Origin of the sequence: Sideroxyarcus emersonii (genome assembly GCF_021654335.1) — a bacterium.
GTDB lineage: Bacteria > Pseudomonadota > Gammaproteobacteria > Burkholderiales > Gallionellaceae > Sideroxyarcus > Sideroxyarcus emersonii.
Map to the genome: position 1 here is coordinate 1,660,973 of NZ_AP023423.1, position 15,058 is coordinate 1,676,030.

The following is a 15,058-nucleotide window of genomic DNA, read 5'->3' on the forward strand; positions in this document are numbered from 1 at the left end:
ACTCTGCCAATAACCATATCCCCACCGCGTCTGCCGAAGTAGCACGTTTCTTTTCAGAACAGAGCCCGCATCCAGCCAGACATTCATAGCGTGCGCGATATGGGAAAACATTGTGCGGATTTCCGCTAAAATAACCGCAGCCACATACCCACCAGGAACTGCGCCATGAGACAACTTGATCGTATTACAACCGATCCCGCCATGATGGGTGGCAAGCCGTGCATCCGCGGGCAGCGTGTAACCGTCGGCATGCTCATCGGATTGGTCGCCAGCGGCAAGACCACGCCGCAGATTCTGGCCTTGTATCCCTACCTTGAAGCAGAAGACATCACCCAGGCATTGCGCTATGCCGCATGGCGTGCAGAAGAAATCGAGCTGCCTTTGGCTGCAGCATGACGCTGCGCATACTTGTCGACATGAACCTCTCGCCCTCGTGGGTAGAGTTTTTGCGTCAGGCGGGTTTTGAGGCGGAGCACTGGTTTCGAGTTGGCGCCACCAATGCGCCAGATAGCGAACTTTTCGCATGGGCGCGCGATAACAATTACATCGTTTTCACCCACGATCTGGATTTTGGCGCACTGCTGGCTGCGACTCATGCGGTATCCCCCAGCGTTTTCCAAATACGTACCGACGATGTCAGCCCTGAGTCTCTTGCTCCACGCGCACTCGATCTGTTGCGTCGCTTCACTCCGCAACTTGCTTCAGGCGCCCTTGTTGTTGTCGACGAGATGCGTGAACGCGTGCGCATCCTGCCGCTCGATAATAATTGATCCTCGTAACCACTTCTGATTCCCTGAACTGTTTCTTGTGACCGCCGAAGTAGAACGCCTCTTTTCAGAACAGAGCCCGCTTGCCACCGAAGTCGCATCGTTCCGTCCGCGCGCGCAGCAGCGCGAGATGGCGCTGGCCGTAGCTGAGGCGATACGCGACAACGCGATCCTGATCGCCGAGGCCGGCACCGGTACCGGCAAGACCTTCGCCTATCTGGTGCCGGCGCTGCTGGCCGGCGGCAAGGTGGTGATTTCCACCGGCACCAAGAACCTGCAGGATCAGCTGTTCCAGAAAGACCTGCCGATGGTGCGCGACGCGCTGAAGGCACCGGTGTCGGTGGCGTTGCTCAAGGGGCGTTCGAACTATGTGTGCCACTACCATCTGGAACTGGCGCAGTCGAACGGACTTTTCAAGACCAGGGAAGACGTGCGCCATCTGGCGAAGATCGTGGATTATGCCAAGGTGACGCAAAGCGGCGACAAGAGCGGGCTGGCCGATGTGCCTGAGAATGCGCCGATCTGGATGCATGTGACGTCGACGCGCGACAACTGCCTCGGACAGGAGTGTCCGCAACACAACGAATGCTTCGTGCTCAAGGCGCGCAAGGAGGCGATGGAGGCCGATGTAGTGGTGGTGAACCATCACCTGTTCTTCGCCGACGTGATGCTGCGCGACGAAGGCGTGGCGGAGCTGCTGCCTGCCTGCAACACGGTGATCTTTGACGAAGCGCACCAGTTGCCCGAAACGGCGAGCCTGTTCTTCGGCGAGAGCCTCTCCACTTCGCAACTGTTCGATCTTTCGCAGGATGCGCGCATCGAGGCGCTGACCTCGGCCAAGGATTTCGCGGCACTGCCGGCGGCATGCGATGAGCTGGATAAATCTTCCCGCGACCTGCGCCTTGCCTTCAAGAAGGAAGGCCGCATGGCTGCGGATGCGACAGCAAACATCAAGGATTTTGCGCCCGCGCTGAAGACGGTGGGCGAGAAACTGGAAAAACTCGCCGGCTTGCTGGAGAAACAGGCGGAGCGCAGCGAAGGGCTGGAGAATTGCTGGCAGCGGTCGCGGGCATTGACACAACAGTTCAGGCACTGGCAGGACGGCGATGTGCCGGAGACGGTGCGCTGGCTGGAGGTCTTCCACCACTCGCTGCAGCTCAACACCACGCCGCTGTCCATCGCCGACATCTTCGCCAAGCAGATCGGCGGCCACCCACGCGCCTGGATCTTCACTTCGGCGACGCTGGCGGTAAAGCAGGACTTCAGCCATTACCAGGGCGAGATGGGCCTGGCGGAAGCGCGCACGGCATGTTGGGACAGCCCCTTCAATTACCAGGAGCAAGGTCTGTTGTATGTGCCGCAGAACCTGCCTGATCCGAACAGCGACGGCTACACCGATGCGGTAGTGCAGGCTGCGCTGCCGATGATCGAGGCCAGCCGCGGACGCGCCTTCCTGCTGTTCACCAGCCTGCGCGCGATGCAGCGCGCTTACGAGATATTGCAGGCCGAATTCGAGCGCCGGAACCTGAAGTACCCCTTGTTCATCCAGGGCGAAAGCTCACGCACCGAACTGCTCAGCCGCTTCCGCGACCACGGTAATGCGGTTCTGCTGGGCAGCCAGTCGTTCTGGGAAGGGGTGGATGTGCGCGGCGAAGCATTGTCGCTGGTGATCATCGACAAGCTGCCGTTCGCTCCGCCCGACGACCCGGTGCTGGCTGCGCGCATCGAGCAGCTGAAGAAACAGGGACGCAATGCGTTCATGGAATACCAGTTGCCGCGCACCATCATCAACCTGAAACAGGGCGCGGGACGACTGATCCGCGACGAGAACGACCGGGGAGTGCTGATGATCTGCGACCCGCGCCTGATCTCCAAGCATTATGGCAAGCGCATCTGGCAAAGCCTGCCTCCGTTCAGGCGCACGCGCGACGAGGCGGAAGCGGTCGCCTTCTTCAATAAGGCCTAATCCGCCAACTCGCAGCGATTGCGCCCATTGTTCTTCGCACGATAGAGCGCATCGTCCGCATCCTTGACGATCCTTTCGTAATCGGGATGCCCGTTATAGGCGGCGACGCCGATACTCACAGTGACCTGCATCGACTTGCCGTCGCCCACGCGCATCGGCTCGGCGGCAAAACGTTCGCGAATGGTCTCGGCCACCTGCAATGCCTGCGCCTTGTCGATCTCGACCAACACAACCAGCAGTTCCTCGCCGCCGTAACGGAAGATGAAGTCGCCCACCCGCACGCTGGAGGTGACCAGGTCGGATGCCTGCTGCAGCACCATGTCGCCGCTGTCGTGTCCGTGCGTGTCGTTGATGTTCTTGAAGTGGTCGATGTCGAGCAGCAGGATCGCGAACGGGACATCGCTGTTCCTGGCGAGCGCCAGCTCGCGCATCAGGATGGTCGGCAGGTAGCGGCGGTTCAGCAGGCGGGTAAGGCTGTCGCGCCCGCTTTCCACCTCGATGAAACGATCGAACAGTCCGGTCAGCAGGAATTTCACCTCGCCGATATCGGCCTCGATCAGCCTCATCGCCTCGCGCGCATCGCCACCGTTGCGGCGCTTCTCGATCAGGCTGGGCAACAGCGTGCGTTCCAGTTTCTCCACGCAGCTGCGGATGCGCCCCAGTTCCGGCGCTTCGTGGAAGATGATGCTGGCCTTGTGTTGCAGCCACAGGCCGAATTCGGAATGCCGCATCTCCGGCACGCCAGCCCCCTCATCCCCGAGCAAATGCAACAGGATGTGCTGCGCCCATTCCGACAGCGCTGCGCGCTGGCGCTCGCGTTCGGCCAGCATGTTCTGCCCCAGGGCGAACATGCGGTACGACTCGTCGGTGCGCACGCTTTTTCCCACGTTGACGATATAGGAATCGGTCATCGCCGACATGCTCAGTTCCATCACCTCCGAAACGAAACGCGTCGCCTGCACCAGCTCGGCACGCCCCAGCTCGCTCTCGACCAGGTATTCGGTGATCGACTGTTTCAGCAGGCGCGAGCCCCGCAACACCAGCGAGATCGGCATCTGGATGCGCGCATGCACCACACCAACGTGGCATTGATATTTGTAGATCTCTTTCGGATCCTGCTGCTGCAGGGTGAACAGTTCGCGCAGCCAGCCCTGCATCGAGGTATGCAGCCGCTGACTGACGATGTCGTGGCTGATAAATGGATTCGCTTCCTTATCTGCCAACATGTGTTCGTAGAACCGGGTCGCCAGGTCAGCCGCGTATCGATTGACCGTATCGCTGATCAGTTTCTTTGTCGTCTCGGGCACCTGCTGGTGCACTTGTCGCCAATCCTCGGCGAAGTCTTCAATCTTGCTATGTTTCAACATCGTTCCTCCGGTGAACCCCGCATGCGCTTTTGATTTTTGCATATTGTAACCCGGCGCCCCGCCATGCAGCCGTTTCGGGAGGAACAAGTTGACTGGCTTCCGGCTTTGTTGTCCACTGTCAGCCAGCAGACCGGAAATTTTCCCATTCAACTCCCATGAACGCATTCCTGGATGACCTGAGATTCTTGATCGACGAGGAGAATCTCTTCGTCCGTGCCGAACAGTTGCGCGCGCGCCTGAGGCTGCTGCCCCTGATGCTGGTCGTGCAGCTGGTGATCGAACCGCTGTTCGTCTGGCTGATGTGGGATATCGCTTCGCACCAGCAATTGCTGGTCTGGCTGGCCACCGCCTTCCTGCTGCATCTGGCGGAACTGGTCCTCTGGGTGCGCAGCCGGGACAGCCTCAACACCATCGAGGAATGCCAGCGCTGGAGCCAGGACTTCTTCAACTTCGCGCTGGTGTTCGGCATGATGTGGGGGGTCGGCACGATGTTCTTCTTCCCCGGCGATCTGCTCACCCAGGTGCTGCTGGTCTGCGTGCTGATGGGACTCACCGCCGGCGCAGCCACCATGAATTCGATGCATCCGCCTTCGTTCTATGCCTACGTCCTCAGCCTGATGGTGCCGCTCACCTTCCGCGTGATGGTGGAACAGGACGAGACGCATGTCGCGCTGGGTGCCATGCTGTTGCTGTTCCTGCTGGTGATGCTGAGTTCCGGCCACTTCCTCAGCAAGTTCATCATGCTTTCGCTGCGCCAGCGTTTCGAGAACGAATCCCTTGCGCACCAGCTCGCCTCGATGAACGACATCCTGGAACACAAGGTGGAGGAGCGCACTGCGCAGTTGCGCCACAAGACCGAGGAGGTCGCGCAGATCCGCGACGTCACCATCATGGCCATGGCATCGCTGGCCGAGACGCGCGACAACGAGACCGGCAATCACCTGAAGCGCACGCAGAACTACATCCGCGCGCTGGCCATGAAACTGCGCCACCACCCGCACTTCAAGGATTTCCTTACCGACGACAACATCGAGTCCCTCTACAAGCTGGCACCGCTGCACGACATCGGCAAGGTCGGCATACCGGATGCGATCCTGCTGAAGCAGGGCAAGCTCACGCCGGAAGAATACGAGATCATGAAGACGCACCCCCTGCTCGGCGGCAATGCCATCGCCATGGCGGAAAGCGGGTTGCCGACGCCGAACCGTTTCCTGCATATCGCCCGCGAGATCGCCACCGGACACCACGAGAAATGGGACGGCAGCGGCTACCCGCTCGGCCTCAAAGGCCATGAAATCCCCATCTCTGCGCGGTTGATGGCGGTGGCGGATGTGTATGATGCGCTGATCAGCCGCCGCATCTACAAGCAGGCCTACACCCATGAGGATGCCGTGGCATATATATTGCAAGGAGATGGCACGCACTTCGATCCGGAAGTGCTTGAGGCATTCCAACAAATTCAAGAGGAGTTCCGGCAGATCGCCGGACAGTACCAGGATTAATGAACCCGAGATTACTCAAGCTACTGAATGGCAAGGAAGACATCTATCCGCGCGTGCTGGAAGAAAGATTCCCGCGCGTGTTCAACAAGCTGCTGGAACTGTGGCAGACACCGCATATCGACACCTACCTGCAAGACCTGATGGTGGACAAGCGCGGCGGCGAAAGGGAAGGGTTCCCGCCAGAGGCGGCGAGCGAGATCATCCGGCTGAGCAACTACCTGCACGCACTGCAAAATGCAGGCAAAGAGTCCCGGGCCTGGGAAGACATCCCCGAGTACAAGCGCAACGAATTGCTGCAGTACGGCTACGACTTCACGGCCAACGGCCTGCTGAAATCGGTCGACGACAACAACCAGAATGCGGTGCAGATATTCCTGTCGTGCGGTGTGGATCTGGAAGTGCGTGACGACCGCAACTGGACGCCCCTGATGGTTGCGGCTTTCAACGGCAATCTGGCGTTCGCCGAACTGCTGATCAAGTGCGGCGCCCGTGTCTCCACCCAGGACAAGAACGGCTATACGCCGCTGCACTGGGCGGCCTACAACGGCCACACGGAAGTATTGAAGATGCTGATCGAGAAAGGCGCCGAGCCGGATGCCCCCAGCCAGTTCGGCTGGACGGCGCTGATGCAGGCTGCAACGCGCGGCCACCTGATCACATGCGCCTACCTGATCTCGCGCGGCGCCGACGTAAATGCGTCAACCTCCGACGGCTGGACGTCATTGCACAAGGCCGCCAACAACGGTCATACCCAGGTCGTCAAACTGCTGCTCGACAAGGGGGCCAATCGTTTTGCGAAATACCAGGATGGCAGCACCCCCATCGATCTCGCCATCAAGGCCAAACATCTGGATATCGTCGACTTGCTCAACAAGCAGGCCGATGCCAAGGGGCAGCCCGAAACGCCTGGACCATCCCTGCGCCTGCTGTAGCCCCTCACCCTACCCTGACGCGCGCTTCGCCGGCAGCCATCCTGCCGATCACGCAAGCCGCGGCGAAGCCCTGCTCCTTGAAGGTCGCCAGCACCCTGTCCGCCTCGTTCGCCGCGCACGCCACCAGCAAGCCGCCGCTGGTCTGCGGATCGCACAACAGCTTGCGCTGCCATTCCGGGAAACCCGGCGGCAGATCCACTTCTGCACCATAGCTTGTCCAGTTGCGGTCCGCCGCCCCCGTGCTGTAGCCCTGCCCGGCCAGATGCAGGGCGGCTGGCAGGAAGGGCAACGCTGCAAAATCCAGCTCCGCCCCCAGCTTCGAGCCGCGGCAGACTTCCAGCAAGTGACCGAGCAGCGCAAAACCGGTGACGTCCGTCATTGCATGCACGCCACTCATGCCGCCAAGCGTTGCACCGACACGATTGAGCTGGGTGGCCGTATCGACCATCTGCCGGTAGCCTTCCGCATCCAGATCGCCCTTTTTCAGTGCCGCGCTCAGCACGCCGATCCCCAGCGGTTTGCCGAGGATCAGCACATCCCCGGCCTGTGCCCGGTCATTGCGCTTGATGTGATCCGGATGTGCCACGCCCACGCCGACCAGGCCATAGATCGGCTCCGGGGCATCGATGGAATGTCCGCCTGCCAGCGGGATGCCCGCCGCGCTGCATACTGTGTTCCCTCCGGCCAGGATGTCGCGGATGGTTTCCAGCGGCAATTTGGCGATCGGCATGCCCACCACGGCCAGCGCCAGGACAGGCGTCGCCCCCATGGCATAGACATCTGACAGTGCATTGGTCGCAGCGATGCGGCCGAAGTCGCGCGCATCGTCCACGATGGGCATGAAGAAATCGGTGGTGACCACGATGGCCTGCGTATCATTCAGCTTGTACACCGCCGCATCGTCGCTGCTCTCGGTGCCGACCAGCAGGTTCGGGTAAGATGGCGGTTGCGGCATCGCCGCCAGCATCTCGGCCAATACGGCCGGTGCAATCTTGCAGCCGCAGCCGCCGCCGTGGGAATACTGGGTCAATTTGATCGCGTCGTTCATACAGAATCTTCTATGCAAAATCCAAGGGTCGTCACCGTATCACAACTATCCGATTACAACGAAATCGTCGACGTGCGCTCGCCGGCCGAATATGCGGAAGACCATATCCCCGGCGCCATCAGCGCCCCCGTTCTGGACGACGAGCAACGCGCGCGGGTCGGCACCCTGTATAGCCAGGAATCCCCCTTCGCGGCAAAGAAGCTCGGCGCCGCATTGATCGCGCGCAACATCGCACACCATCTGGACAACCTGTTCAGCGGCAAACCCAAGCAGTGGAAACCGCTGGTCTACTGCTGGCGCGGCGGCCAGCGCAGCGGTGCGATGGCCCACGTCCTCGCACAGGTCGGCTGGTCGGTCGGCCGCCTCGACGGCGGCTACAAAAGCTACCGGCGCCAGGTACTTGCCGACCTGGACAGCTTGCCCGGCAAGCTGCACTTCCGCGTCGTATGCGGCCCGACCGGTTCCGGCAAAAGCCGCTTGTTGCGGGTGCTGCAGGCACAGGGTGCGCAGGTACTCGACCTTGAGGCGCTGGCGCAACATCGCGGCTCCCTGCTCGGCAACCTGCCGAACGAACCGCAGCCCGCACAGAAAATGTTCGAGAGCCGCATCTGGGACATGCTGCGCCGCTTCGACCAGAATCAGCCGGTCTTCGTGGAAGCCGAGAGCAAGAAGATCGGACTGCTCGGCATGCCGGAACAGCTGTTGCAGAAAATGCGCAGCTCCGAATGCCTGCTGATCGAGGCCCCCGTTGCGGCGCGCGTGCAGTTGCTGATGGAAGACTATGCCCATTTCCTGAACGATCCGGCCTTGCTGGTCAAGCGCCTCACCCCGCTGCTTCCGCTGCATGGGCGTCAGGTACTGGACCACTGGCAGCAATTGGCGGAACAGGGCGAGTGGCCGTCGCTGGTGGAAAAGCTGCTGCTCCAGCATTACGACCCGGCTTACCAGCGCTCCACCGCACACAATTTCGTGCAGCTGGATGCTGCCAGGATAGTGCACCTCGATCGGCTGGACGACGCATCGCTTCGCGCCTCGATATCCACCGCGCTATAACCATAACCTTATAATGGTCGCTCGACAAAACCGGCGTCTTGTACGAAAATTATTAGCATCCTAATAATTAGTACACAAACAACCAATGAAAGCACTGGATGAACAATTCGCAGAATCGCTGCACCAGGTCGCGCATGCCTGGCGCACCGAGCTGGATCGGCGTCTGCGGCCTCTGGGGTTTTCGCATTCGCGCTGGCTGCTGTTGCTGCACCTCTCGCGCAATGACGGCTGCACCCACTGCGAACTGGCGCAAAACATGGGGATCGAGGCTGCCACGCTGGTCAAGCAAGTCGACCACATGGAACAGGAAGGACTGCTCAAGCGTTGCGGCAGCGAGACCGACCGGCGCGTCAAACACCTGTACCTGTCCGCCACCGGCAAGAAAGCCGTGGAACGCATCCGCAGCAGCGCCGCCGAGTTGCGCAAGGAGATACTCGCCGGATCGAGCGAACAGGACATCGGCACCGCGCTGAACGTACTCCAGACCATCCGCAGCAAACTGACCCCATAGCCGAGGAGCGGACATGGAAAGCCTCAAGGCCCACCGTAACAAGATCGTCGTCGCGCTGATCCTCGCCGCTTTGCTCGGTACCCTTGCCTTCAATTACTTCTACGGCAACTCGCGCAGCACCGAGAACGCCTATATCAACGCCGATGTGGTCAACGTCGCTGCGCAGGTGAACGGCCGCGTCGTGGCCGTGCATATCAAGGACAACCAGCATGTGCACAAGGGGGATGCGCTGTTCGATATCGACCCCGCACCCTTCGCCATCGCGCTGGAACGCGCACAAGCCGATCTCGCGCTCGCCCGGCAGGCGGCACGCCAGGACAATGCCGAAGTCGCCGCCGCCCGTGCGCTGGTGAACCAGGCCGAAAGCGACCTTGCCAATGCGCGCAGCACATACATCCGCGACAAGGAACTGGTGGCACAGCATTTCCTCTCCCAGCAATCGCTCGACGATGCGCAGACCCGCATGCAGGCCTTGCAGGCAACGCTGGAACAGGCGCATGCCAAACTGGCCAAGGCGCTGTCCGCTCCGGAAAAAACCGACGAGCGCGGCGACGTATTGAAGGCGCAGGCCGCCATCGACCAGGCTAAACTCGATCTGGAACATACCCACGTCACCGCAGCCCAGGACGGACAGATCAGCAACCTGACCCTGACCGCCGGATCGCTGGTCGGCGTCGGCGCGCCGCTGTTCGCCCTTATTGCGGATAACAGTTTCCATATCGATGCCAACTACAAGGAAACCGAACTGGTCGGCATCCACCCCGGCCAGAACGTGGACATCCGGATCGACATGTATCCCGGCCAGCATTTCAAGGGCACGGTGGAAAGCCTGTCCGGCGGTACCGGCACCGCCTTCTCGCTGCTGCCGCCGCAGAATGCGACCGGCAACTGGGTAAAGATCGCGCAGCGCGTGCCGGTCCGCATCAAGCTGGCGCCGACCGATGCCGAGCACCCGTTGCGCATCGGCGCCACGGCGACCGTGAGTGTGCAACTGAAATAAACGCAAACCGGGACTTGGTCGCAGAGCACACAAAGAGAATTAAATTCGCCCGCCTCTTTCTCTGTGCTCTCTGCGGCAAATTTTTTCCAGGGAACCTTTGATGAACTCTAATCGTGTACTCACCGGCATCGCCGTGATGGCAGCGACCATCATGCAGGTGCTGGACACGACCATCATCAACGTCGCCCTGCCGAACATGATCGGACAGCTCGATGCCACGCCGGACAATATCAGCTGGGTGCTTACCTCCTACCTGATCGCCTCGGCCATCATCATGCCGCTCACCGGCTTCATCACCGACCGCATCGGGCAAAAGCGCTTCCTGCTGATCAGCATCGCCGGCTTCGTCATCACCTCGGCGCTGTGCGGCATGGCCGCCTCACTGGCGCAGATGGTGCTGTTCCGCTTCCTGCAAGGGGTGTTCGGTGCAGCGCTGGTGCCGCTGTCGCAATCCATCATGCTGCAGATCTTTCCCGGCGAGCAACGCGGCAAGGCAATGGCGATCTGGAGCATGGGCGTGATGGTCGCTCCCATCATGGGGCCGACCCTGGGCGGCTGGCTCACCGAGCAGCTGAGCTGGCGCTGGACCTTCTACATCAACCTGCCGGTGGGGATCGTCTCGTTCGTCCTTGCGATGCGCCATGTGCACGACACCCCGACGCGCGAGCGGCGCATGGACTGGCTGGGGTTCGCCTCGCTGGCACTCGGCATCGGCGCACTGCAACTGATTCTCGATCGCGGCAACCAGGACGACTGGTTCAGCTCGCAGACACTGGTGTTCGCCGCCTTCGTCACGGCAATCTCGCTGCTCTTCTTCATCGTCTACACGCTTACCGGCAAGCATCATCCGCTGTTCGACCTGCGCATCTTCCAGGACCGCAACTACCTGGTCGCCAGCCTGATCATGACCACCATCGGCATCGGCTTCTTCGGCGGCATGCTGCTGCAATCGCTGTTCCTGCAGGAATTCCTGGACTATCCCACCTTCGAGGCCGGTCTTTACATGGCGCCGCGCGGGCTCGCTTCTTTCCTGGTGATGATCTTCGTCGGCAAATTCGTCAACAGAATTCCGCCGCGTAATTTCATCTTTGCCGGCATCTGCGCAAGCATCGCGGGCAATTACCTGATGACCCGGTTCACCGGCGACATCACCGCCCACGACCTGATCGTGCCGATGATGCTGCAGGGCATGGGCATGGGGATGATCTTCGTGCCAATTTCCACGCTCGCCTTCACCACCCTGCCCAAGGAAACTGCCGCGGAAGCCGCCGGTATCTACAGCCTGATCCGCGCTGTCGGATCGTCGTTCGGCATTTCCATCCTGGCCACCTATTTCTCGCGCAGCACGCAGCAGAGCTGGAGCCTGTTGCGCGGCGACATCACCCCGTACAGCGAACCATTGCGCACCTACCTGTCCCCGCTCCATCTCGACGCACAGGATCCGCAGGGCATCGCCATGGCGGCCAGGGCAGTGCTGCACCAGGCACAAAATATCGGCTACATCGACAGTTTCTGGTTCGCCACCCTGAACTTCGTGCTGATGCTGCCGTTGCTGCTGCTGGTGCGCACCCCGAAAAAGCCGGCAAGCGCGCCGCCCGCGGTCAGCCTGGAATGAACTGGCCGGACAGCAAGCTGAATGAAGGCAGCGGGAAAATCAGGATGAGAAGCTGAAACCGAGCTCACGGAACAGCCGGATGCAGGCATCCACCACGGCGGGTTCATATAGCACACCGCGACCACGGGCGATCTCCTGCATGGCGGCATCGATCCCGCGGCCCGGACGATACGGGCGATTCGAGAAGATGGCCTCCACCACGTCGGCCACGCTGAGGATGCGCGATTCGGGCAGGATGTCCTCACCTTTCAGCCCCATCGGATAGCCCGATCCATCCAGCCGTTCATGATGCTGTCTTATCCATTGCGCCAGCGGGAATGGAAAGGCGATGTCCTTGAGGATGTCATATCCGGCCTGGGCGTGGCGCTTGATCACGTCCATCTCGAGCTGGGAAATCCGGCCTGGCTTGCTGAGTATCTCCACCGGAACCTGGATCTTGCCCAGGTCATGGATCGATGCCGCCAGCCCCAGGAAATGAACGCGCTCTTCCGGCAAGCCCATCTCGCGGGCGATGGCGACCGACAACTGCGCCACCCGACGCTGGTGCCCTGCAGTATAGGGATCGCGCTTCTCCAGCGTCACCGCGATGACCATCACCATATCTTCCAGGCTGCTGCGGAGGGAGCGTTCGATGCGGTCCCGATCCTGCCGCGTACGCAAGGAGACGATGCCGAAAGCCAGGTCGGCGGCCAATTCTTCCAGCAGCACAACCTCTTCCCCGGTGAATGCATCCGGCTCTTCCGCATAGATCGTCAGTGCACCGCGCTCATCTCCCAAGTCCAGCGGCAAAGCGATACTCGACTGGTAGCCATGCTGCGCCGCCGCGGTTCGCCATGGAGCCATCCGCGGATTGGTCAGGAAGTTCTGGTTGATCTGGGTGCGTCCCTCGCGGATCGCGGCCCCGGTGGGACCGTGCCCGTGCTCGCTGTCGTCCCAGGTGATACGTACCTGGGCAAGATAGCCCGCATCGACGCCGGCTTCGGCCACCGGCCGCACGACCTTGTCTTGCCCCTGCTGCGCGTAACCGACCCAGGCCATGCGATAACCGCCGTCGATGGTCAACTGGCAGATCGCGGCCAGCAATTCCGCTTCCGCTGTCGCGTGTACCAGCGCCATGTTGCATTTGCTCAACAGCTTCAACGAGCGATTCAGGCGCTGTTGCAGCTTTTCCGCCTTGTTGCGCTCGCTCATGTCGTAAACGGTGGCGCGGCTCATGATGAAATTGCCTTCGGCATCCCTGGCGGCGGTGGCACTCAATAACACCGGGAACGTCGAACCGTCCTTGCGCACCAGATCAAATTCCACGTCGCGTACCCAGCCCTGTTCCTTGAAATGAGGGAAGTAGCTCTGGAATGTCGCATGCCCTTGCGTGGTCACAATGTCGATGAAGTGCAGCCTGCCCAGCACTTCATCGCGCCGGTAGCCCAACCAGGACAGTTCGGTATCGTTGATGCGGACGATCAGCCCGTCCTTGTCCAGCGAATGGTAGCCACAGGGCGCGTTGTTATACAGGTCTTCGATCTCCGCAGCAGCGGACTCAAGTGAAGAATTCATGTTTTCCCGGACGAATCGACCACATCAGATTGAATGCATTTCATCTCGCACCTCCCGCGCGATGCTCAGTCCGGCATGCGATAGCCGAGCTCCCGGAACAGCCTGACGCAGGCATCAACCACAGCCGGATCATATAGTACTCCGCGTTGTCCCGTGATCTCGGCCAATGCCGCATCGAGCCCCAGTGCCGGCCGATAGGGACGATGCGACAGCATGGCTTCGACCACATCCGCGACGGCAATGATGCGCGCCTCAATCAAAATATCATCCCCTCTCAAGCCCTGCGGATAGCCAGAACCATCGAGCCGCTCATGATGTTGCTGCACGATCTTGGCAATCGGCCAGGGAAACGCGATCTCGCGCAGTATCTCGAACCCCGCCTGCGCATGGACCTGGATCAGGTTGCGTTCAACCTCATCCAGTTTTCCGGGTTTGCTGAGGATCTCTGCCGGGATTTGTATCTTGCCGATCTCGTAAGTCATCGCCGCGAGCGTCAAGGCGCGAAGTTGCCCGTCGCCCAAGCCCATCTCCCTGGCAATGGCGCTGGCCAAATCGGCCGCACGTCGCTGGTGGCCAGCCGTGTAGGGATCGCGGATCTCAATCACCGTCGCCATGGCGCCGATGGTCTGATCCAGGGTCCGCTCCAGTTGCTCGCTCATTTTTGCCGCCAGCTTGATCGCACGCGTATTCGTCGTCGCCAGCAGCCAGACGACCAGCGTGAGCAACAGGCTGATGAAAATGCCTCCGATCAGGATCATGCGTGCCTGCAGGGTATTCAGTTTCGCCTCGAACGCCGGCAAGGAATTGATCCTGATCGTCCAGTTGCGGGCGAAATACGGCTCTGTCGAGGTCGAAACAAAGCGCACTGCCCCTCCCGCGCCATTCTTTTTCGAATCGAACATGAGATGTTGCGCATCGACGCTATCGCCGTCGTATATCTCGATATCCAGTTGATCGCGGATCGTTTCCAGGTAACGGCCCAGCACCCCCTGATTCATCAGCTCGTTCATGCGGAACGGTTCGTATACCCAGCCGACCAGACTGCTGCGCCTTTGTGTGATGCTGTCATGCGGACTGCCGTTGCGGTATATCGGCTTGTACAACAGGAAGCCGTACTGCACATCCGCCCCCGTTTCCTGTACCAGCACCACCCTGCCCGAAAGCGCCTCCGTGTCCTGGTCGCGCGCGCGCTCCATGGCTTCGCGGCGAACCGGCTCGGCATACATGTCATAGCCGAAGGCACGCTGGTTGCGCCAATCGAACGGCTCAAGGTAGATGATGGCGGAATAGGGATCGCGGGATCCCTCCGGCCTGATGGAGAATTGCGGAAAGCCTTCCTTGCGTATCGCCTCGATCCGGCGCATCTTTTCGATTGCAGGGATCAGCAGCGAATACCCGACCCCCTGGATGCCGGGATATACCTGCGCCAGTTCCATACTTTCCACATAAGTATGGAACTCATTCCGCGTCACAGATTCGCTGGCTTGAAACAGTCCCGCCGTCCCCCGCAGGACGTCCCGGTAATTATCCAGACGTCGTTTGATATTGGACTGGACAAGCCTGACTTGAACATCGAACTCGTTCTGCAGTTCCTTGTCGGCGCTTTTCCGCATGATGTCCCAGAGCAGCACGGTGACGAGCAGGCAGACCACCAGCACCGCCAAGGGGGCCAGCTTGAGCAAGACTCCGATCCTGAAGTTGTTGTTCGCCATCGCCTGTCCGGAATTGGTGCGGAATTTCAGT

Annotated in this window: 13 protein-coding genes; 9 read left to right on the forward strand and 4 right to left on the reverse strand. The window is 60.7% G+C overall.

The genetic code is table 11. The features are described 5' to 3' along the window. Positions 1-165 precede the first annotated feature (165 nt). Genes L6418_RS08110 through L6418_RS08120 form a run of 3 tightly spaced genes read left to right on the forward strand, consistent with a single transcriptional unit; the run spans position 166 to position 2,733 of the window. Complete coding sequence (locus L6418_RS08110; RefSeq protein ID WP_237246419.1) at positions 166-396, forward strand: DUF433 domain-containing protein; 231 nt, start codon at positions 166-168, stop codon at positions 394-396. Continuing rightward, a complete protein-coding gene (locus tag L6418_RS08115; protein ID WP_237246420.1) occupies positions 393-770 on the forward strand; it encodes a DUF5615 family PIN-like protein in 378 nt (125 codons plus the stop codon). Before L6418_RS08110 ends, L6418_RS08115 begins: the two co-directional genes overlap by 4 nt. 37 nt (positions 771-807) lie before the next feature. Beyond that, positions 808-2,733 (forward strand): ATP-dependent DNA helicase, encoded by a 1,926-nt coding sequence (locus L6418_RS08120; protein WP_237246421.1) that lies wholly within the window; start codon positions 808-810, stop codon positions 2,731-2,733. On the opposite strand, the gene L6418_RS08125 is transcribed toward L6418_RS08120, so the two are convergent. Further along, positions 2,730-4,100 carry a diguanylate cyclase gene (locus L6418_RS08125; RefSeq protein ID WP_237246422.1) on the reverse strand — a complete coding sequence of 457 codons (1,371 nt, stop codon included), beginning with the start codon at positions 4,098-4,100 and terminating at the stop codon, positions 2,730-2,732. The genes L6418_RS08120 and L6418_RS08125 overlap by 4 nt on opposite strands. 155 nt (positions 4,101-4,255) lie before the next feature. Here L6418_RS08125 and L6418_RS08130 point away from each other — a divergent pair, with 155 nt between their 5' ends. Beyond that, a complete protein-coding gene (locus L6418_RS08130) occupies positions 4,256-5,602 on the forward strand; it encodes an HD-GYP domain-containing protein (RefSeq protein WP_237246423.1) in 1,347 nt (448 codons plus the stop codon). Beyond that, a complete protein-coding gene (locus tag L6418_RS08135; protein ID WP_237246424.1) occupies positions 5,602-6,534 on the forward strand; it encodes an ankyrin repeat domain-containing protein in 933 nt (310 codons plus the stop codon). Before L6418_RS08130 ends, L6418_RS08135 begins: the two co-directional genes overlap by 1 nt. 4 nt (positions 6,535-6,538) lie before the next feature. Here L6418_RS08135 and selD read toward each other — a convergent pair whose 3' ends face one another. After that, positions 6,539-7,582 (reverse strand): selenide, water dikinase SelD, encoded by a 1,044-nt coding sequence (gene selD / locus L6418_RS08140; protein ID WP_237246425.1) that lies wholly within the window; start codon positions 7,580-7,582, stop codon positions 6,539-6,541. A gap of 12 nt (positions 7,583-7,594) precedes the next feature. Here selD and mnmH point away from each other — a divergent pair, with 12 nt between their 5' ends. The 4 genes from mnmH to L6418_RS08160 all read left to right on the forward strand — a co-directional run bounded on the left by mnmH (position 7,595) and on the right by L6418_RS08160 (position 11,761). Further along, positions 7,595-8,635, forward strand: coding sequence for a tRNA 2-selenouridine(34) synthase MnmH (gene mnmH / locus L6418_RS08145; RefSeq protein WP_237246426.1), 1,041 nt, complete (start codon positions 7,595-7,597; stop codon positions 8,633-8,635). An 85-nt stretch (positions 8,636-8,720) separates the two neighbouring features. Next, positions 8,721-9,146 carry a MarR family winged helix-turn-helix transcriptional regulator gene (locus L6418_RS08150; protein ID WP_237246427.1) on the forward strand — a complete coding sequence of 142 codons (426 nt, stop codon included), beginning with the start codon at positions 8,721-8,723 and terminating at the stop codon, positions 9,144-9,146. Positions 9,147-9,159: 13 nt separating this feature from the next. After that, positions 9,160-10,146, forward strand: coding sequence for an HlyD family secretion protein (locus L6418_RS08155; RefSeq protein WP_237246428.1), 987 nt, complete (start codon positions 9,160-9,162; stop codon positions 10,144-10,146). A 100-nt stretch (positions 10,147-10,246) separates the two neighbouring features. Continuing rightward, positions 10,247-11,761 (forward strand): DHA2 family efflux MFS transporter permease subunit, encoded by a 1,515-nt coding sequence (locus L6418_RS08160; protein WP_237246429.1) that lies wholly within the window; start codon positions 10,247-10,249, stop codon positions 11,759-11,761. A 39-nt stretch (positions 11,762-11,800) separates the two neighbouring features. Here L6418_RS08160 and L6418_RS08165 read toward each other — a convergent pair whose 3' ends face one another. Both L6418_RS08165 and L6418_RS08170 read right to left on the reverse strand, forming a co-directional pair. After that, positions 11,801-13,315 carry an HD domain-containing phosphohydrolase gene (locus tag L6418_RS08165; protein ID WP_237246430.1) on the reverse strand — a complete coding sequence of 505 codons (1,515 nt, stop codon included), beginning with the start codon at positions 13,313-13,315 and terminating at the stop codon, positions 11,801-11,803. A 65-nt stretch (positions 13,316-13,380) separates the two neighbouring features. Beyond that, positions 13,381-15,027: a CHASE domain-containing protein gene (locus L6418_RS08170; protein ID WP_237246431.1), complete on the reverse strand. Its 1,647-nt coding sequence runs from the start codon at positions 15,025-15,027 to the stop codon at positions 13,381-13,383. Between the last annotated feature and the right edge of the window lie 31 nt (positions 15,028-15,058).